Raw genomic sequence first — 18,644 nt, forward strand, 5'->3', positions numbered from 1 at the left:
AGGGAAGTGCGTCAGTGCAGTGCGAGGGCCGGGAACATCACCAAAAGCCCTACCGCAATGACCTGAAGAACGATGAACGGAACCAGGGACCGGAAGATCTCTCCGAGGGAAATCTCGGGTGGTGTCACGCTCTTCAGATAGAAGGCGGCTGGCCCGAAAGGTGGCGTCAGGAAAGACACCTGCATGTTCATGGCAAACAATACGCCGAACCAGACGGGGTCATAGCCAAGTTCCTTGATGATCGGCACGAAGATCGGCATCGTCAGAAGTGCGATCCCGACCCAATCCAGAAACATTCCGAGTATGAAGAGAATGAGCATCATGAACAGGATGATGACTGTCGGATTGTCGGATATGCCCGTGATGAGCTGGGAAATGAAACGGATGCCGCCCATCAGGTTGTAGACGCCCACCAGGGCGCTGGCACCGATGCCGATCCACATGATCATGCCGACGGTTGCCAATGTGTGCATCGACGCATCCAGCAACATGGAGAAGGAAAATTCCCGCCGCAGGATGGTCGAAACGATCACGCCGGCGACCCCGATGGCCGAGGCTTCCGTCACCGAGGCGATGCCGCCATAGATCGAACCCAGGACCACGAACACCACCGCCATCGGCAAGACCAGGCCGCGCAGCAGGGGCAGATGTTCTGAAAGCGAAATCCGATTTTCAGGCGGGGGAGGCGCGACCTTGGGATCGGTGTACGAACGGAACAGGATATAGGCGATATAAAGCCCCGCCAGCATGAAGCCCGGGACGAATGCCGCGGTGAACAGGTCCCCGACAGAGACGTTAGCCGTCAGTCCGTAGATGATGAGAACGATGGACGGAGGAACCATTGTGCCGAGCGCACCGCCAGCGCAGACAACACCGATGGCCAGGCGGCGGTCATAGCCAAGTCTCAGCATCTGCGGCAGGGCGACGAGACCCAGGAGCACGATTTCCCCGCCGATAATGCCGCTCATTGCAGCCAGGATAACAGCCACGAATATGGTCTGGACCGCCACGCCCCCACGCAGCCGTCCGCCGACGAGTTTCATCGCATCGAACAGATCCCTGGCGATGCCGGACCGATCGAGGATCGCCGCCATCAGTACGAACATGGGCACTGAAATGAAGACGAAGGATGAGACAAAGCTGTAGACGCGGCTGGTGATCAACGGAACGGCCATCGGTCCGAACCAGCCAACCGCAAAAAGAAGAGCAACCAGCAAGGTCACCATGGCAAGAGGCATGCCGGTCAGAAGAAGACCGACCAGAAGGGCGAACATCACCAATGTGCCCCAACCGATGCCGAGTGCCTTGAGGTTCAGGCCGAAATCGAGAAGGTCAAGCATCGCTGTCTCCCCCTGTCCGGAGTGGTCGGCGCAGGTAATTCACCGTCAGGATCAGGAACTGGATGCTCATGGTGACCATCACCACGAGCAGGAAGATCTTCAGGAGGGCCGGCGCGGGCGAGTTCCAGGCGCTGCCGCTGGTTTCCAGAAAGAAGGACCCATCCGGACGGAACATCGCCTTCTTGACCATGAGCCAGGATGCCCAGGCAAAGAACAGGCACGCCAGCAGACTGGCCATGGAAATCAGCACATCCAGAACCCTGCGTGCGCGCCGGCTGACCACGTCGTAAATCAGCACGACCCGGATGTGCGAATTGCGAGCGACACAGAAAAGACCACCGAAGATGAAGGTGACGGCACTGAGGAAGGTGGTAGTTTCATGCGCCCAGATAGTGGGCGAGTTGAAGACATATCGAAGGAAGATTTCGACGACCAGCACCGCCATGGCGATGATGATTCCAACCGCGAACAATCGGGCAAGGCGGGTGATGGCCCAACCCAATCGTCCAGATTCAGGCAAATATTCCTGAGCCGGCACAAGAAGTTCGGCCTGATCCGGCACTGGGGCACGTTCTGGCGGCAGAGGCATGGACAGCCACTCCAGTCTGAGAATGGGGGATCAACCACAACGACCAGGAGCGTTACCGATCGTTCCGTGAAACCGGTCGGCAGACGGCAGCGTGTCGGGGCCAGACGCGGTTGCCCGGTTCTCGGACGCATTTGTCCGAGCCAACGCCTTCAAAAGGCTGCTTGCCGGTTGTGGCTTATCAAAAGTTCGAAGGAGGAATTCGGGCGCTGAGGCAGCGCCCGAAAACATGTGTCACTTCAACATGCCCTGACTGTCGAGATAGGAGGTCAGGGTCTCATAGACGTTCTGGGCATTGTCGGAGCGCGCTGCCACCTTGGCCCACTGGTCCATCGCGATCCTGCGGAACTTCGCCCGTTCTTCTGCCGACCAGTTGTGAACGGTGATGTTCGGGTCTGCGGTCGCTTCCGCATAGGTCTTCAGGTCGTTCATCGACAAGATGGCAACCGCATCCTGCGCAAAGTCACGAACGGAGACTGTCAGGATTTCCTGAAGATCGGAGGGAAGCGCGTTCCATTTGTCGAGGTTCATGGAAACTTCCACCAGAGGCATGGAATGGAACCCCGGATAGACCGGATGTTCGGCAACCTTGTGCAGGCCCTGCTGGTGATTGGTTGAAAAGACGGTGGAATCCGCAGCGTCGATAACGCCCTTGTCGAGCGCTGTGTAAACCTCGGAATAGGGCAAGTTGACCGGAACCGCGCCGGCGGCCGCGAAGACTTCCTGAATGAGGCCTTCCGGGGCCCGTACCTTCAGGCCTTTCAGGTCATCGACCCCGTCCAGAGGACGTTTGGAAACGAAACCTTCAAGACCCGTGGTGGTGGCGCCGATGAAATGAAGACCATACGGCTCCTCAAGCGCGTTCATCAGCTCATAGCCACCGCCGTAGTTGATGAAGCGGAACATTTCGTCGGGTGCCGCCCAGGCACCGATGGGGTTTGCAATCAGCCCGAACGCAGGATCCTTGCCGGAGAAATAGCTGACGTCGGTAATGTGGCCGTCCAGAATGCCATTGCCGACTGCGTCCTGGGTTTCATTGTATTCGACAACCGAACCAACCGGCAGAAGCTCAATCGACAACCGGCCGCCGGACATCAGTTTTACACGTTCTGTCCAGGCCTGCTGGATGGCGAAGTTCGGGTTTCCAGCCGGATCGACCGACTGGAATGTCAATTCGAAATCCTGTGCGACGACCGAGGTGCTGCTGAGCATGCACGCTGCGATGAACGTCTTGAAAAACGTCACTTTCATACTTTCCTCCCTGAATTGGACATGTTTGGTGATCCCATGTCCTCGGATCATGTTGCGGGTTGCTGGTCCCGCAGGAGCTTTGCGTCAGGCTGCCCCGCTGAGAGCTGGCGTGACCGGTGAATTGACGAGGTTGCGAAGGCGGCCCTCGCGCAGGAACTGCATGGCCGTTTCCACCGAAAGGCGCCGCGCGTCGGCGACGCTTTCCGGGCTGGACCAGGCCGCATGGGGCGTCACGAACAAGCGCTCACCGACGATCGGATCGGCGCCATTTGCATAAGCAAGGGCGATTTCATCGGATTTGGAAGGCGGCTCGACCGGAAGCACGTCGATCCCGGCACCTGCGATCGTTTGCTGTCGCAAGGCGTCCAGAAGCGCGTTCACGTCGATGATCGCACCGCGTGCCGTGTTGATCAGAATTGCGTGCGGCTGCATCATCGACAGTCGCTCGGCGTTGATCATGTTCCGGGTTTCCGCTGTCAGCGGACAATGCAGGCTGACAACATCGCTTTGGGACAGCAGCTCTTCGAGATGGTCGCACCGGTCCACGCCTGCGGCGATCTCGGTACCGCGCGACACCAACGGATCATATGCCAGAACGCGCATGCCGAAGGCCTTGGCCCGAAGCGCTGTGGCAATGCCGATCCGTCCGAGGCCGATCACGCCGAACGTCTTGCCGCGCAATCGTGCCAGCAGTGGCGCCCGGGCATGGTCAAAGCCGTCTTGGGGCGATTGCATGAGGTTGCGATGATAGCTGGCGATACCGCGCCGCATGGTGAGCATCAGGGCAATGGCATGATCGGCAACTTCGCTGGTGCCGTAGTCCGGTGTATTGCACACCGGAATGCCTGCATTGGCGGCTGCCTGAAGGTCGATGTGGTCAAATCCGACACCGGCTCTCACAATGATCTTGCATCGATCCAGCTTTGAAATGAGCTGGGGTGAAACTGGCATTTCATGCCAGACCACCATCGCATCACACGACCGCAGAACCTCTTCAGGCAACTGCTCGGGAGAGCGCTCGCGGTAAATATCCCAGTCCACATTGTCACCCGCCGTGGCCCGTTCGATCAAGGCATCGTCTGGGTATTGGGCATCAGGGGTCAGGAGACGCAGGCGGGACATGAAATACCTCTTGAACTTCAAAGTGCATTTTGTGTTTGCATTGGACCTTCTAGAATTCTAGAATTTACTCGAATGTCAAACAAATTTTTGAAACTATGAAAAAAGCAAGGTTTTTGGCGATTACAGGTCTGCTAGACCGTGGTGTAGTGAGCCAGGTGGATGCGAGGAGAACAGAGTGTCGCTAACCCAGGAAGCCAGCGAGCGCATTCGTGATGCGATCGTGTCCGGTAAATTTGAATTCGGTGAGCGTCTCTCGGAAGAGCAAATCGCAAGAGCGCTCGGGATGAGCAAGGCACCGGTTCGAGCCGCCTTCATGGAATTGCGTGACATGGGTCTGGTGACCATTGTCCCACAGGCTGGAACCTACGTGTTTACACCATCGCGAAAAGACGTCGAGGAAATGAGCCAATTCCGGGCCATGCTTGAAAAGGAAGCTCTCCAGATGGCTCTGGAGCGGAACCGAAGTGGGCTGGTGCAACAGTTGTCCGCCGCCATTTCGCAGATGGACCACGCAATAGAAATTGGCGACCGGCTGCGCTACAGCACGGCCGACAGCGCGTTTCATCGGGTCATTCTTCAGATTGCCGGAAACAGGTATCTTGAAAAGGCCTATGATCTGACTGCAACTGCTCTGGCCGCGCTGAGAGCACGCCTTCAGTCAGGCGAAGGCGACTACTGGCACCGCTCCTACGCCGAGCACACCCGCATGCGCGACCTGATCGATCAAGGCGAATTCGAAGCCGCTCACGCACTCCTGCAAGAGCATATCCTGATCATCAATCGATCCCTGGCCCTGCCGGATACCAACACCCAGATCCGCCAGAAAGCACAGCTGCGCTCGGACCAGGAGTGTCAGGAATTGCTTCTTCAAAGTCAGGGCTGACTGTTTTGGGTGAGTTGCCGCAAATTTTTGCGGTTAAGCGCTTGCAACAAGCCCTGCGATACTCTCGGCTCCATGACCTTAATGCGAGGGTCTTTTTGGGAATCAGATCACTCGGAATCTGATCCCGGCCGTCGGACGACCAACAGTTTTCCGGCTCCTCCGCTGCCGCAGAAAAAGCGATCACCGCCATCGGATTCAAGTCCCGAGACGCCGGAACCCGATGGCATTTGCAAACACTCCAGCACATCTCCAGTTGCGGCATTGATGTGCCGGATATCGCTTTCGCCGTCCTGCCAGGTGCCATGCCAAAGCTCGCCATCCACCCATGTGACGCCGGTTACGAAGCGATCCGATTCAATTGTACGATGAACCTTGCCGCTTTCTGGATCCACCTGGTGGATCCTGCGGCCGCGATGCTGTCCAACCCAAAGGAACCCCTCGGCCCAAGCCAGTCCCGAATGCCCCCCGTCGCCGGGTGTCGGTATCGTGGCCAGCACTTCTCCGGTTGTGGGGTCGATCCTGTTGATTGCGTCATCGGCAATCTGGAAAAGATGAGTTCCATCAAAGGCGGTGCCGGCATCGGCGGCAGTCGCGATCGATCCCGTAATCTCTCCACTTTCCGGATCAAGAGCATTTAGCCTGTCTCCGGACGCGAACCAGACCCGCTCGCTATCAAAGCTGACCCCGGCAATGTCATCGATGCCGGGAAAGGGCCCGAACTCCCGGATGATCTCTGCTGTTCTGTGTTTCATGTGGCAATTCTAACCGGTGGCGATTGCGAGGGGGAGTAACAAACTTGTCGGGAATCCGGGAACACTCGATAGGGTCCAGCGGCAGGCCCGCCCTCGTCCAAAGGATCGAACCTTCCCGGCAAGGGCAAGGTCTTCAAGCTTCCTTTGAACCGTACGCGAACTTACGTCGAGTGCCATGGCCAGTGCAGAACTCGACCAGGCCTCTCCGTCCGCGAGCAGCGCCAGCACCTCCGGGTGGTCGCTTTCCACCGGCGGCGCCAGCACGGCGACCTGGTGAGCGCCGTACAGCTTCAGAGCAAAACCCAGGCTCGTTGCCCTTACCGCGGCGACGGGTTTGATGACCTTGCGAAGTCGGGCAATCTCGACACGCAACCTAGCCCGGTGCGAGTCGTCCACATGCTTTGCCCCGAAGGCGTGCATGAGAAGGTTTTCGCGCGAAACATCTTCCGGCCAGACCTCTGCCAACGCCCGGGCCAGAGCAAGCAGGACAGGACGGCGGTCGAGTGAGATCAACTTTTCCCCAAGCCGCACAGCATTTCGGCAGGTATCTACAATAAACGTATCGGAGGCGACCAGAGCCTCGACCCCGTCAAGCTGCAGCAAGTCTTGCCTGTCGCGAGAGACAAGACGGGCGGCCGGTGCCTCCAGCGCATGCCTTGCCTTTTCAACCTCGGCCTTGAGGGAAGGAATACCGGCATCCCGGGCAGCACGTGCTGCCTGCTCGAGCGCGGCTCGTGCAGGCCCCGTCCGGATTTGCCGCATGGCTATACCGGCGACCACAAGACAGTAGCCGGCGCGAGACGCAGGCGGCAAGACGCCGATGTCGATGCTGTCGAGTGTCCTGTGAGCATCTTCGAGCCTGCCGATGAGCAGAAGCTGACGGGCTTCGAGATAGCCGGCATGTGCAGCATTCACCTGATCACCACCAGTTTCGAGCGTCGTCCGTGCCGCACCAAGGGTTTGAAAGGAGCGGCCGAGGTCGCGGCAGACCAAAGCGATCTCGGCTTCGGCAACCATGCAGCGTGCACGCGCCATCGGCTCATCCGGCCCGAAGGCGTGGGCCGCATCCTTCAGCAGCTCTCTGGCGCGCGCAAGGTCGCCGAGCTGGGCCATGGCAATGCCGCGCAACGCCAATGCCGGCGCGTCGTTGCGCAGTGCCACCCGTTTCAATACCGCCAGGGGATCTCCGGACGAAAGGGCGCGCGCCGCCGCGGCGATCAGCATGTCCATGGAAATCCCGTCAAACTTGTAACTCTCACCCGCCCCGTCTCCGCATCTATGTCTTTGCTCACCGGGCGATGGTCGCAAACGCCGGATCATACGGAGGACCGATAATGACGATGTTTGCAGGTACAGGGAAGACACAAGGACCCTCTGGGCACTGCCGCGACACAGCAGCATGCCTTCGGCTGGCCGCCGCGCCAACCTTTGGCTCAATGGCGTGGATTTCCGCAACCGGAGTGCAGGGGTGGGAGATCTGTTCATCCGTTCCAGGCTTCCTGCCTGTGAATGACATGACCCTGATGTACGTCCTGATGGGCCTGTTCCACCTGCCGCCCTGGCTCAGGCTGATGTCCGCCCGCTCGCGGCGCTTCGATATCCCCACCACCCAAACTGAAGGAGAATGATCATGCAACACGCTGTTGTTTCACATGAAGACTGGCTCGCCGCGCGGCGGGCCTTGCTGCAAAAGGAAAAGGAACTCACGCACCTGCGTGACAGTGTCGCCAGTGAGCGTCTCGCCTTGCCGTGGGAACGCATCGAGAAGGACTATGTCTTCGATACACTTGACGGCCCGCGCTCTCTTGCCGGTCTCTTCGAAGGGCGGTCCCAGCTCGTGGTGCAGCATTTCATGTTGGCGCCGGGATGGAAGGAAGGCTGTCCGAGCTGTTCTTTCATGGCCGACCACACCGACGGCATGAACCTGCATCTTGCCAACCATGACGTGACCATGATTGCGGTCTCCCGCGCACCGCTTGCCGATATCGAGCGCTACCGCAAGCGCATGGGCTGGACGTTCGGATGGGTCTCGTCCTTCGGCAGCGACTTCAACTACGATTTTCGGGTCAGTTTCACCCCCGAGGAGGTCGCCAGCGGGCACATCGACTACAATTTCGGCGGCTGGAACATGACGGGCGAGGAATGGCCCGGCGTCAGCGCCTTCATCAAGAACGAGGCCGGCGAAGTTTTTCGCACATATTCGACCTACGGACGCGGTGTCGAAGTGATGATGGGCACTTATGCCATGCTCGACCTGACGCCCAAGGGGCGCAATGAGGCGAGGGGCATGGACTGGGTGCGCCGACACGATCGCTACGAAGAAGCACCTGGGAATTGAGTGCGCAATGCATGCCGGCAGCGCCGGTAACGGAAAGCTCGCCGGGCCTGCAAAGGCCCGGCAAATTGCAAATTTGCCTCTAGGCCCGCCGGAACCTTTTCGGACGGCAGCGACCAGGACGAACAGCTATCTGAGACTGCTCGCTCGGGACGTCTACTCCAACCATCTCGTCATTCCGGAAAGACATTGCCTGAAACACGTCGCTTCGGCCTCGGAAGGTGCGTGTCATTCCGACTGCGGATCAGACCGACCTAACGTGTCCTCGGCCAGAAACGCAATTTCCTGTTTCAATCGGTAATTCCTGCAGACATTATGTTCCTGGTGACGTTGGGTCACAGCACATTGGGTGGGGGAACATTCATGAGCACGACGGCAACCACGGCGCAGACGCTGGACCCACCGCCGGATTCCTGGGTCGCGCCCGGCGCCAGCGACGGCTTTGCCACAGCCGGGTTGATTACACTGCTGCTGCTCCTTTTCCTGGTGATCTACCTCTATGCCGTTTTCGACCGCTACGCAGAGCACAAGGGATCGAGGACGCCGATCCGCACCACGATCCCGACCATGCTGGTGATCGGCCTTGCCTATGACCTGGTGCCGCCCTTGCGGGACGTGAGCCTTCTGTTGCCGTTGACCCTGATTTTCGCCGCCTTCGCCTATGACGTCGTTCTCTGGATGAAGCCGGAACCGGTCGCGGACGAGACGTTGCAGGAAGAGGAAACAGCAGCCGTCGAGAACGCGTCGCCTGCCAATGGAACGCCCCCTGCCAAAGAACAACCGATAGCAGAGCAGTCAGTAGCGGATCTGCAGGCACCGGTCGAAGGAAAAGGAGCCAACGCATGATCGAGCTCCTCATCACCTGCTTTCCGCTGTTGCTGCGCATGGCCTATCTGCGCTGGCGGGGCCGCCCCGTGACGCTCTACAACGTCCACCGCGCGCTGTTCGTCTGGATTGTATTGTTCGTCGCACTGATCTTCACGGTCGAGTATTATCATCCGGACACTCCAAATGCGCTGATCCCCTACCGTGTCGTGCCGATCGTCACCGAACGCGGTGGCACGGTCACCGAGGTGCCGGTCAAGGCCGGTCAAACCGTCAAGGTCGGCGATCTGCTTTTCACGGTCGACGACAGCAGCGAAAAGGCGGCGGTCGCGACCGCCCAGACCGCGGTCGGCGAGGTCAACAGCCAGATCGATGTCATCAAGGCACAGATCAAGGCAGCCGCGGCCGACCTCGCCCGGACGAAAGCGGTTCTCGACACGGCCAATCTGACCCTGTCGGAGCAGCAGGACCTCAAGGACAAGAACTCGCCCGCCTATACGCTGAACAGGTATGAAAATGCAAAGGCTGCGCAGGAGCAGGCGGCCGCCAATGTGAACGCCGCCAACTCCAAGATGGAAGCGCTGCAAGTGCAGCTTGATCAGGTCCTGCCTGCAGAACTGAAGTCCGCGGAAGCCGCCCTTGAACAGGCCAAGGTCAATCTTGCCAAGACCAAGGTGTATTCGTCGGTTTCCGGCAAGATCGAGCAACTAACGCTGAATGTCGGCGCTCGCGCCGCGCAGTTCTCGGTTAATCCGGCGATGGTCATCGTGCCGGATCGCGACGAGTCCGATCCCATCGAAATCGTCGCTGGTTTCAGCCAGACAAACAGCGCGGTTCTGCATGTCGGCATGCCTGCGGAGGTCGCCTGTGAGAACAACATCAACAGCGGCATGGCGAACACGGTGCTGGCAGCGCGCATCGTCCGCATCCAGGACGTTATCGCGACCGGCCAGCTCGGTCCTACCGGCGTCCTGATGCAGCCGTCAGACCGTCGCGGCCCCGGTGATCTGGTCGTACATGTTCGGCTCGAATATCCCGAACAGAACGCTTTGCTGGTTGATGGTGCCCGATGCCTGGTCCAGGCCTATACCACCCATATTTCCGGCTCTCTCCAGGGCACCTTCATGGGTGGCATCATCCAGGCCTGGGCGCTGGAAAAGGCGTTGATCATGCGGATGAAGGTCTGGATCATGCTCTTCGCTGGAACGGGACTGATCGGCGGAGACTGAGTTGGCAGAAATACGTCCGATCCTTGACGCGATGCTCGATGTCATCCGCAAGGACGGCGCAAATTCGACTTGTTGACCAGCTGCGGGCATTGCCCGTTAATGATTACGTCCGGTTTCCGGATCCTGACGAGAGCCGCCGAAAGACTGAAATGGGGACGCTTTGCCGGCTGGCAGGCACCGATGGCACCAACCGCGCGCGCAACGAAACCGTTAGTGCGGTGTCAAATGTGATGCCGGTAAAGGTCCTGGGATCTGTTCAGGTGCGAGCGCATTGCGCTTTCGGCCTCTTCAGCGACGCCGCCTTCGATGCACTCGACGATTTTCGAATGCTCGGCAAGCGTGACGTTCTCCCGTCCCGACCAGATCAACAGGTCCGTATGATAGTTGAACAGCCAGTTGAGCATGGCGTCACTTACTGCTGCAAAAATCGGATTGCCCGAGATCGAGGCAATCTTGCTATGAAACGCGATGTCGGCCTTGATGAAGTCGGACGGACTGTCGAGCATGTCCTCTTGATGGCTGATGAGGTGCTTGAGCTCGGAAATGTCTTCGGGCGTTGCCATTTCCGTCGCGATCCTGACCATGCCGACTTCAAACAGCCTACGCGCCTGCTTCAGGTGCTCCAGATTGTCCGAAGACGCAGACAGCAGCATGCGAGCCACCATATCCATCTGCCGAAACGCAAGATCGGCCGAAAGCTCACTGACCCTGGAGCGCTCACCCTGCGAGATCGAAATGAGACCCTGGGTGTGCATCGTCTGCATGGCCTCGCGCACCGCGGGCCGGCCGACGCCGAAACGTTGCATCAGTTCACGCTCAGACGGCATGGGGTCACCGGGTCCAAGCTCGCCCCGTACAATCATTTCACGCAATCGATCGAAAACCTGATCGGAGAGTTTTCGCCGGACAATCTTGTCGTCACCGGCCCCCAAGCCGTTCCAGTTTTCCATGACCCGCCAATCTGATCTCTTCATTGTTGGGGTGTCTGAACGTCGCGACAAGCACGGCGTCAAATTCGCCAGCCGCTTCAACACCCTTGGGAAGACTTATAGCCGGATAACTTCAAATGGGCCAAACGTCCTGCGTTCCCCAAAGCCGATTTCCAGTTCCCGATTTGTCAGATTTGCAGCAAACCGCAAGACCTCACCTTCCTTCTCCACACAAAGAGCAGCTACGTTGGCTGGTGTTTCATCGTTGCAATCGATGACAGCCCCTTCGCTTAGCCCAGCAAGGAGCGAGACAACTTCACCGACAGGCAGAAGAGATCCGCTTTCTGTGTCCACGATTCCTCTCGGGCCTGTGAAACTGGCCGGGATCCATTGGTGGATATCAGCGTTGGCAATTGCGGACGCATACCCCATGGCCCAGGCAGCGGCGAAAAGGCCGCGCTGACGCGGATCCTCGTGGGTCATGCAGATGCGCTCGTTCCCGGGATTGGCGAATGTCTGCGAACCGTAGGGATTCTGACGCATGCCGATGGTTGTCGGTCCCAGTCTGTATTCCTTGTCCTTGCCGATGATTGCACGGGCAGTACGCGTGATGTGCGGCAGGGTCTCAAGTGTTTCGAGAACACTCTCGTCATCAGCAGCATGGACAATCGGATTGGTCGCGTGGGTCACGAAATCAAGCAACGACACCGGAGGTCGCTTGCGGTTCAACTCGGTGAAATAGCTGAACATGCCGCCCCCGAGCCTCATGCCGGGGAAGCAGTGCCTTGCGGCCGTATAGATGTCCGCCAGGGGAGGGCATTGCGGCCATTCGCTTCCAGGCGGTGTCGATTGTCGATCAACGGAAGGACAGACCGCAATGGAAGCCAACTCGAGCCCGCTTCGATCAATCATGTCGGCAAGGTTTTGAAACTCGGCCAAGAGGTCTCCCTTGCAGGAAACCACATATTCAAGTTCATAGGACGCCGGGAAACGAACTTGCAGCTCCCTGAAACCCTCGAGCGCCTCCTGCCCATGCAAAGCAGTTGGATCAAGGTGACACAGGATCGCTGGAGGGTTCACTTTCCTCAGGAGGTCAATGTGACTGATGGCGGACTTCAGGTCTTCCGGGCTGATCAACAAACCGATGCGCGGAAACCGGCTTTTTGTTTTCTTTCCCGCTTTAAGTTCGACACCCCTGGTGGAGGTGCTTAGCGGTGATCTGGTCGATGGGGCAGTCTCGTTTGCAAGATTTTCAATCTGAAGGGTAATCGACTGTTCGACCTCCTTGCCCGCTTCAATGACATATGGCCACGGAAGCGCCAGGGGTCTCACATAGGTCTTGTAGGAAGCGTCTGACCAGTTGCGCTGGTCCTCCATTTCGAACGTGTCGCCGTCCATCTGGCATCGGGCCTTCAAGTGCGGCGCAGGTGCGTGGGTCAGCGACCGGATCGACTTGAACGGTTGCCAGGGATCTATGAGGTCTGGAAACCTGGTTTGGACGACCGAACCATCACAATGCTCCACTTCGACAGGTTCACCGGCTACTCCATTGATCGGATGCAGCACCGTGAAACCACAGCGGTTGGTTTCGAAGGCGCTGTCGGCAACAGCCGAGGAGTCAAATCTCAAGGAACCGGTTTCCGTGCCGGTGATGCGTGCCGTGACGCTGAGACCCGCCCCCTGGTTTTTGTAGCGGGAAACATAGGAAATCTCGAAATTCCCGGGCTCTTCCAGGATAACGAGATCAGAGATGGCTCCGGAAAGCGTGCCCCAGTCCTTGTCACGCACCACGTAGGAAATAGCGCGCAGCACTTCGTGGCCCTCGAAACGGACGTAGCGCAGGTTTCCGTTTTCCAGCCGTACTTCCAACGGTCCTGCGCGCAATATCCGGAAAGACTCCGGCGCACTTTCCGTTCCGTATAGGCGCATGCGGCTCACGGTACTCATCTCAGGCGCTGCCCAGTATGATTGTTCGGCTGTTTCCGGCGGCGGAAAGATACGCAGCCTCGACCAGTTCCAGCGTCTTCAGGTTGTCCGTTCCGGATGTCTCTGGCGTGCTGGCAGCATTCAGGCAATCGATGAAGTGCCGTTGAATGTTGTAGACACTTTCCTGAATGTTGTGCCAGGGGCGCTCCGCCCAGGAAAGCAATGGGGGCGAAACGTCCAGTTCCCTGGTGCCGGAGGCATTGTGCAGCACCAGCCTGTAATCAGGCATCAGCCTCAGCGTTCCTTCACTGCCATCCACTTCAAGAAGGCTTTCCGGAAAGCTTTCCCGGGACAGCCGTGATGCGTAGCTGCAGTCGACAACACTGGTGACGCCGCTTTCGTGAACCAGCATCATAGTGGCAACGTCTTCCGCCTTTATTGCCGGATTGACCCGCTTGGTGCTTGCCGAGATGGTACGCGCGTCACCGAACAGGAAACGGGCGATGTCCAGGATATGAATCCCGAGGTCCTGGATGATGAAACGGTCATCCGTCGCAAGATACGGCTGGCTGGAATAGACATCATAGGCCGAGCGGAAACTGACCCGCCCCCAGAACGGCGTTCCGATACTGCCCTTTTCGATTTCGGCTTTCGCCGCACGGATTGCCGACTGCCAGCGGAAGTTCTCATGCACCATCAGGGTCACGCCGGCCGCTGCAGTAGCATCTACCATTGCAGTGGCGTCTTCCAGTGTGTCCGCAAAAGGCTTCTGGCAGATGATGTGCACTTTCGACCTCGCCGCGAGTTCCACCAGCGGCCGGTGGGTCTGAACTGTCGTCGCGATGTCGACAAAGTCGAGATCTTCCAACTTCATGAGCTCGACCGCGTCGGAATAGGTCCTTTCAATGCCAAAGCGTTCGGTCGTTTCCTTCAGGCGTTTGTCGTCGCGATCACACAGCGCGATGATGGCTGCTCCATTGACATCGGCCCATGCATGCATGTGATTTTGGGCGAAAAAACCACAGCCGATCAATGCGCCTTTCTTCATGAAATTCTCCTCAAGCTGCCGCGGCCTGCTGCTGTAGTGCCACACGGGCCTGCAGCTTTTGCTGCGCCTGGTCGACAACTACGGCAGCGATAATCACCAGGCCCTTGATAACGGTCTGCCAGAAGGAACTGACCCCCATCATCACGAGTCCGTCGGACAGAACGCCTATCACGAATGCACCGACAATCGTTCCACCGATCCGTCCGCGTCCCCCCGACATGGATGTGCCGCCGAGGACCGCCGCCGCAATCGCATTGAGTTCGAAGGTCTCTCCAGTTGCCGGATGCGAAGCCACCAGCTGTGAAGAGATGACAAGGCCGACAATGGCCGCGCAAAAGCCCGAGAACATGTAGACGAACATCTTGACGCGATTGACCTTCACACCCGAGAGGGCGGCTGCCTTCTCGTTGCCGCCAACCGCATAGATGTGCCGTCCCAGTGGCGTTCGGCCTGCTATATACGCGGCGATCAATCCGACAGCTATCAAGAGCCAGATGGACACCGGGATACCGAGAAAGCTACCAGTGCCGAGGATGTCGAAACCCGTAGATCCATAGGCCTCCTTGCCGACGAGGTTTGGAAACGTCGCCCCGTCAGAGGAAAGCAGCGCCAGCCCGCGTGCCACGTAAAGCGTTCCGAGTGTCGCGATGAAAGGTGCCACATTGAGACGCGTTATCAGAACCCCATTTATCGCTCCCACGAAAACACCGACGGCGAGCGTGATGAGAATGATCTCGAAGATATTGAAATAGAGCGAGTACCCAATCCCCAGATCGACACCGTTGAGAATGAGATAGCCGGCCACCATTCCGCAAAGGCCGACAATCGACCCGACCGAGAGATCGATCCCGCCGGTTATGATGACGAAGGTCATGCCGATCGCCAGAAACGCGTTCAGCGCCACGTGCTTGGACATGATGACGAAATTCGCGGTGCTGAGGAAATTCGGAGCCGCAAACGAGAAGAACGCAAACACCGCAATCAGGGCGATGAATGTCCTGAGCTTCAAGAGCAGCAGGATCATCGGTTGTCCGCCGGAGGTGCCTGAAGGCTGCATGGTGGTGACTGATGTCATCCGTTACTACTCCCAATGAAATGACCTGCTTCGGAGGCAGGAGCGTGCCCGATCGCAGACGCCGCGATTATCTGTTCTTCCCGCACGTCGGCGCCCTCGAACTCGCCCGTAATGCTGCCGTTCGACATCACGATGATCCGGTCGGACAGGGACATGACCTCCTCAAGATCCGAGGTGACGAACAGAATTCCCAGTCCTTCAGCCGCAAGCCGCCGCATGGTGCGAAAGACCTCGGCCTTTGCGCCAATGTCGATGCCGCGGCTCGGCTCGTCCATGAGCAGGACCTTTGGCGAGGTCATCAGCGCCTTGCCGATCACGACTTTCTGCTGGTTGCCTCCCGAAAGAGAGCTGACGGGGTTTTCCATGCTGGCAATCTTGATGGCGAGGTCCTTCACGAACCGCTTCACCGTCTCCCGCTCTGCTTTCAGGCTGAGGTGAATGCCCTTCACGAACCTGCCGAGGCTCGACAAAGACATGTTCTCCCGGATCGGCAGGATCTGGATCAGACCTTCCGACTTCCTGTCTTCGGGGATTAGCGCCAGCCCGCGTCCGATACGCCCAGCAACGTCCGGTTCGTTCAGATGGCGTCCCTCGACGTAGAAGTCCCCCGTGCAATGGGGATGCTGAGCCATGATGCACTCGAACAATTCGGAGCGCCCCGCGCCCATGAGGCCGTAGATGCCGACAATCTCGCCAGCTCGCAGGGACATTGACACGTCATCGACAACGAACTTTCCCGTCCGGCCCATCAGGCTGATGTTCTCGCAGCGAAACACTTCGTCGCCGAAGTCATGATCGACCGTCTTGGCGAAGTCCTTTGAGGCTGCACCGATCATGTTCTGCACGATCCAGGGCACATCGACGCCGTCCATGCTCCTGGCACCGGTTCGTGCACCGTCCCTCAGCACCGTGATGTAGTCGCCTATCCGGATCAGTTCCTCCAGGCGGTGCGAAATGTAGACGATGCCGACACCGCGTTTCTTGAGGTCCGCGATGACCCGGAAGAGGATTTCGACTTCTGCCGCACTGAGGGCGGATGTCGGCTCGTCCATGATCAGGATCCGGGCATCCTGGGCCAGTGCCTTGGCGATCTCGACAATCTGCTGCTCCCCGATGCGAAGGTCGGACACCATCGCGTCCGGCGAAATGTCGTGCTCGAGACGCTGCATCAACGCTGCGGCTTCCGACCTCTGGTCGCTGGCGGCGATATCCACCCCGGCGCGGGTCTTTTCCCGTGCGATAAAGATATTGTCGGCAACCGACATGTTGGGAAACAGGTTGAGTTCCTGGAAGACAATGCCGATCCCGTGTGCCGCGGCCGTGCGCGTATCGGGGAAAGAGACCTTTTTCTCTCCCATCAGAATATCACCCGAGGTCAGCTGCTCGACGCCGGCGATCACTTTCATCAAGGTGGATTTGCCAGCGCCGTTTTCGCCAACGAGCACATTCACTGCGCCAAGCCGGACATCGAAGTCCACGTCCTTCAGCGCGTGTGTACCTGGATAGACCTTGTTGGCGGCGCGCACGGACAAGCCGATCTGGTGCTTTGCTTCTGTCATGACCCACCAATTTTTGTCTCAACGGGTGTGATCAGGTACGGCGGACCATCACCGCGCACCGTAAAGGCACCAAGCACGTCAACCGTCTTGCCCACGAGATCGTCGCGGGGCAAATCTTTCAGAGCGCTTTCGTAAGCGCGTGTATTCAGGGAACGGGAGAGCTGGGCAAACTCTATCTGATCGGTAAATGAGGAGAAATCTACAAAGGGAAGGATGTCCCGGAGTGCTGTTCCGCGGATCACCGGACCGAGCTGCAGGATAACGTCTGCCTTGCCATCAGCGGTGACGTCCACTTCCGCAGTGGCGGCACGCGTGTCCGTCTTGGCTGCCAAGATTGTGCCCTGTACCCGGGCTGCGAAATTCCAGGGACTTCCCTCGCTGGACGGACGATAACCATGTGCTTCGCCGGCGACGTCAACATCTCCTGCGATCGCATCGCCGAGAACGACCATGTCGGTCGCCGTTTGCTGAAGATGTGGCAAAACCTGTTTGGCCCAGATGTCGGCGACAAGGGCATCCATGTCGCCGCCCTGATCGCTTGAAACGACTTGCTGGGCCTGACCGTCACCGTCATTCGTGGCAACGTGCTTTTCGAGTTTGCAGCCGCCCAGGCCGGCGGCAACTGCAAAAACTAACAACAGGGAAGGAACTGCGCCGCGATCCACTGTGCAACCTCCTTGAACAGAACCCTTCCGGCGGTATCCGGCAGGACTTTTTCAGGTTTTCGTGGGAAAGATCACACCGCGGCGGGGCATCCGCCGCAGTGTGACACAGGGCCTAGTTCAGCGCGAAAGTCTCAAGGCTACCTGCATTCGAACCATTGATCAGGACGCAATCCATCAATTGCTTTTCGTCCTGACCGGTCGATCCCGTCTTCAGGTACTGGTCTGCCTGCTCTACTGCGATCTGGGCCTGCCGGTAGGCTGGTTGCAGCACGGTTGCCTTGATGCCGCCTTCCAGAATGGAGTCGCGTACGTCGTTGCTGCCATCAAAACCGACAACGATCACATCCGTCCGCCCGGCTGCCTTGAGAGCCGCCCAGGCTCCCATGGCCATGGTGTCATTTCCTGAAATGACACCCTTGATCTCGGGGTTGGCCTGAAGGATGGTTTCCATCTTTTCGTAGGCTTCGGTCTGGCTCCAGTTGGCTGATTGCTGGGCAACCATCTCCAGATCGGGGTACTGGTCAATCACATCATGATAACCTGCAGAGCGAATTCCGGCATTGGTGTCGGCTTCGCGGCCCAGCAGCTCGGCATATTTGCCTTCTTCACCCATCAGCTTGACGAACTCCTCCGCGCCGAGCTGTGCTCCCTGGTAATTGTTGGAGACGATCTGGGAAACGGCAATGCCTGTTTCCTTGATTTCGCGATCGATCAGGAACGACGGAATGCCGGCTTCTTTCGCGCGGCGGACTGGAGCGACAGTCGCATCCGCACCGGCATTGTCCAGGATGATCGCCTTCGCACCACGGGCGATTGCCGTATCGAAGAGCTGGTTCTGCTTGTTCGGATCGTCATCGTGGACCAGAACGAGTGTGTCATAGCCGAGGTCTTCGGCACGTTTCTGCGCGCCTTCGGCTTCCGCCTTGAAAAACGGATTGTCATGCGACGGTGTGATGATTGCAATGAGGTCGGCTGCGGAAGCATAAGCGGGTGCAAGCAGGGTAGCTGCAACAGCAGCGCTGGCAAGCAGGATTCGTCTCGTGAATTTCATGTTGTCCTCCCAACAATAGGTTCAATCTCGTGCCAGGTCCCGCGGGGTCCCTCCAAGACCCCGACGGC

18 protein-coding genes are annotated in these 18,644 nt (G+C 58.5%); 5 read left to right on the top strand and 13 right to left on the bottom strand.

Annotated features, from left to right (window positions below):
- Positions 1–11: 11 nt before the first annotated feature.
- The 4 genes from FIV05_RS29075 to FIV05_RS29090 form a co-directional block, all read right to left on the bottom strand.
- On the bottom strand, positions 12–1,340 hold the full coding sequence (locus FIV05_RS29075) for a TRAP transporter large permease subunit (protein WP_152512117.1): 1,329 nt from the start codon (positions 1,338–1,340) through the stop codon (positions 12–14).
- A complete protein-coding gene (locus FIV05_RS29080; protein ID WP_152512116.1) occupies positions 1,333–1,929 on the bottom strand; it encodes a TRAP transporter small permease subunit in 597 nt (198 codons plus the stop codon). Before FIV05_RS29080 ends, FIV05_RS29075 begins: the two co-directional genes overlap by 8 nt.
- A 231-nt stretch (positions 1,930–2,160) precedes the next feature.
- The gene (locus FIV05_RS29085; protein WP_022999513.1) at positions 2,161–3,177 is read right to left on the bottom strand and encodes a TRAP transporter substrate-binding protein; all 1,017 of its coding nucleotides are present in this window, start codon (positions 3,175–3,177) and stop codon (positions 2,161–2,163) included.
- Positions 3,178–3,261: 84 nt separating this feature from the next.
- A complete protein-coding gene (locus FIV05_RS29090; RefSeq protein ID WP_152512115.1) occupies positions 3,262–4,299 on the bottom strand; it encodes a C-terminal binding protein in 1,038 nt (345 codons plus the stop codon).
- A gap of 175 nt (positions 4,300–4,474) precedes the next feature.
- On the opposite strand from FIV05_RS29090, the gene FIV05_RS29095 reads away from it, so the two are divergent.
- The gene (locus tag FIV05_RS29095) at positions 4,475–5,182 is read left to right on the top strand and encodes a GntR family transcriptional regulator (protein WP_152512114.1); all 708 of its coding nucleotides are present in this window, start codon (positions 4,475–4,477) and stop codon (positions 5,180–5,182) included.
- A gap of 107 nt (positions 5,183–5,289) precedes the next feature.
- Here the strand turns inward: FIV05_RS29095 and FIV05_RS29100 are convergent, their stop codons facing one another.
- Positions 5,290–5,934, bottom strand: a complete 645-nt coding sequence (locus FIV05_RS29100) for a glutamine cyclotransferase (RefSeq protein ID WP_152512113.1) — start codon at positions 5,932–5,934, stop codon at positions 5,290–5,292.
- Between the two features lie 9 nt (positions 5,935–5,943).
- A complete protein-coding gene (locus FIV05_RS29105; RefSeq protein WP_152512112.1) occupies positions 5,944–7,164 on the bottom strand; it encodes a helix-turn-helix domain-containing protein in 1,221 nt (406 codons plus the stop codon).
- 104 nt (positions 7,165–7,268) lie between these two features.
- Here FIV05_RS29105 and FIV05_RS29110 point away from each other — a divergent pair, with 104 nt between their 5' ends.
- From FIV05_RS29110 to FIV05_RS29125, 4 genes are all read left to right on the top strand, one after another.
- On the top strand, positions 7,269–7,562 hold the full coding sequence (locus FIV05_RS29110; protein ID WP_286202330.1) for a hypothetical protein: 294 nt from the start codon (positions 7,269–7,271) through the stop codon (positions 7,560–7,562).
- A 2-nt stretch (positions 7,563–7,564) separates the two neighbouring features.
- Positions 7,565–8,272 carry a thioredoxin family protein gene (locus FIV05_RS29115; RefSeq protein WP_152512111.1) on the top strand — a complete coding sequence of 236 codons (708 nt, stop codon included), beginning with the start codon at positions 7,565–7,567 and terminating at the stop codon, positions 8,270–8,272.
- A 360-nt stretch (positions 8,273–8,632) separates the two neighbouring features.
- Positions 8,633–9,115: a hypothetical protein gene (locus FIV05_RS29120; RefSeq protein WP_152512110.1), complete on the top strand. Its 483-nt coding sequence runs from the start codon at positions 8,633–8,635 to the stop codon at positions 9,113–9,115.
- Positions 9,112–10,323: a biotin/lipoyl-binding protein gene (locus tag FIV05_RS29125; protein WP_152512109.1), complete on the top strand. Its 1,212-nt coding sequence runs from the start codon at positions 9,112–9,114 to the stop codon at positions 10,321–10,323. Before FIV05_RS29120 ends, FIV05_RS29125 begins: the two co-directional genes overlap by 4 nt.
- 221 nt (positions 10,324–10,544) lie before the next feature.
- Here the strand turns inward: FIV05_RS29125 and FIV05_RS29130 are convergent, their stop codons facing one another.
- From FIV05_RS29130 to FIV05_RS29160, 7 genes are all read right to left on the bottom strand, one after another.
- The gene (locus FIV05_RS29130; RefSeq protein WP_228148160.1) at positions 10,545–11,297 is read right to left on the bottom strand and encodes a transcriptional regulator NanR; all 753 of its coding nucleotides are present in this window, start codon (positions 11,295–11,297) and stop codon (positions 10,545–10,547) included.
- A gap of 72 nt (positions 11,298–11,369) precedes the next feature.
- On the bottom strand, positions 11,370–13,199 hold the full coding sequence (locus tag FIV05_RS29135; RefSeq protein WP_152512108.1) for a hypothetical protein: 1,830 nt from the start codon (positions 13,197–13,199) through the stop codon (positions 11,370–11,372).
- Position 13,200: 1 nt separating this feature from the next.
- Positions 13,201–14,226: a Gfo/Idh/MocA family oxidoreductase gene (locus FIV05_RS29140; protein WP_152512107.1), complete on the bottom strand. Its 1,026-nt coding sequence runs from the start codon at positions 14,224–14,226 to the stop codon at positions 13,201–13,203.
- Positions 14,227–14,236: 10 nt separating this feature from the next.
- The gene (locus FIV05_RS29145) at positions 14,237–15,301 is read right to left on the bottom strand and encodes an ABC transporter permease (protein ID WP_077293981.1); all 1,065 of its coding nucleotides are present in this window, start codon (positions 15,299–15,301) and stop codon (positions 14,237–14,239) included.
- Positions 15,298–16,860, bottom strand: a complete 1,563-nt coding sequence (locus FIV05_RS29150) for a sugar ABC transporter ATP-binding protein (protein ID WP_152512106.1) — start codon at positions 16,858–16,860, stop codon at positions 15,298–15,300. The genes FIV05_RS29145 and FIV05_RS29150 overlap by 4 nt, the downstream gene beginning before the upstream one ends.
- Positions 16,857–17,525 (bottom strand): DUF2291 domain-containing protein, encoded by a 669-nt coding sequence (locus tag FIV05_RS29155; protein WP_152512105.1) that lies wholly within the window; start codon positions 17,523–17,525, stop codon positions 16,857–16,859. The genes FIV05_RS29150 and FIV05_RS29155 overlap by 4 nt, the downstream gene beginning before the upstream one ends.
- A gap of 112 nt (positions 17,526–17,637) precedes the next feature.
- Positions 17,638–18,576: a D-ribose ABC transporter substrate-binding protein gene (locus FIV05_RS29160; protein WP_152512465.1), complete on the bottom strand. Its 939-nt coding sequence runs from the start codon at positions 18,574–18,576 to the stop codon at positions 17,638–17,640.
- Between the last annotated feature and the right edge of the window lie 68 nt (positions 18,577–18,644).

This window comes from Labrenzia sp. THAF191a, assembly GCF_009363335.1.
Classification (GTDB): Bacteria; Pseudomonadota; Alphaproteobacteria; order Rhizobiales; family Stappiaceae; genus Roseibium; species Roseibium algicola.

Excerpts from the sequence above, each read along its gene's own strand:
- FIV05_RS29085 (WP_022999513.1), bottom strand. The coding sequence starts at position 3,177 with ATGAAAGTGACGTTTTTCAAGACGTTCATCGCAGCGTGCATGCTCAGC.
- FIV05_RS29135 (WP_152512108.1), bottom strand. The coding sequence starts at position 13,199 with ATGAGTACCGTGAGCCGCATGCGCCTATACGGAACGGAAAGTGCGCCG.
- FIV05_RS29150 (WP_152512106.1), bottom strand. The coding sequence starts at position 16,860 with ATGACAGAAGCAAAGCACCAGATCGGCTTGTCCGTGCGCGCCGCCAAC.
- FIV05_RS29080 (WP_152512116.1), bottom strand. The coding sequence starts at position 1,929 with ATGCCTCTGCCGCCAGAACGTGCCCCAGTGCCGGATCAGGCCGAACTT.
- FIV05_RS29075 (WP_152512117.1), bottom strand. The coding sequence starts at position 1,340 with ATGCTTGACCTTCTCGATTTCGGCCTGAACCTCAAGGCACTCGGCATC.
- FIV05_RS29090 (WP_152512115.1), bottom strand. The coding sequence starts at position 4,299 with ATGTCCCGCCTGCGTCTCCTGACCCCTGATGCCCAATACCCAGACGAT.
- FIV05_RS29105 (WP_152512112.1), bottom strand. The coding sequence starts at position 7,164 with ATGGACATGCTGATCGCCGCGGCGGCGCGCGCCCTTTCGTCCGGAGAT.
- FIV05_RS29130 (WP_228148160.1), bottom strand. The coding sequence starts at position 11,297 with ATGAAGAGATCAGATTGGCGGGTCATGGAAAACTGGAACGGCTTGGGG.
- FIV05_RS29125 (WP_152512109.1), top strand. The coding sequence starts at position 9,112 with ATGATCGAGCTCCTCATCACCTGCTTTCCGCTGTTGCTGCGCATGGCC.
- FIV05_RS29115 (WP_152512111.1), top strand. The coding sequence starts at position 7,565 with ATGCAACACGCTGTTGTTTCACATGAAGACTGGCTCGCCGCGCGGCGG.
- FIV05_RS29100 (WP_152512113.1), bottom strand. The coding sequence starts at position 5,934 with ATGAAACACAGAACAGCAGAGATCATCCGGGAGTTCGGGCCCTTTCCC.
- FIV05_RS29160 (WP_152512465.1), bottom strand. The coding sequence starts at position 18,576 with ATGAAATTCACGAGACGAATCCTGCTTGCCAGCGCTGCTGTTGCAGCT.
- FIV05_RS29140 (WP_152512107.1), bottom strand. The coding sequence starts at position 14,226 with ATGAAGAAAGGCGCATTGATCGGCTGTGGTTTTTTCGCCCAAAATCAC.
- FIV05_RS29120 (WP_152512110.1), top strand. The coding sequence starts at position 8,633 with ATGAGCACGACGGCAACCACGGCGCAGACGCTGGACCCACCGCCGGAT.
- FIV05_RS29145 (WP_077293981.1), bottom strand. The coding sequence starts at position 15,301 with ATGACATCAGTCACCACCATGCAGCCTTCAGGCACCTCCGGCGGACAA.
- FIV05_RS29110 (WP_286202330.1), top strand. The coding sequence starts at position 7,269 with ATGACGATGTTTGCAGGTACAGGGAAGACACAAGGACCCTCTGGGCAC.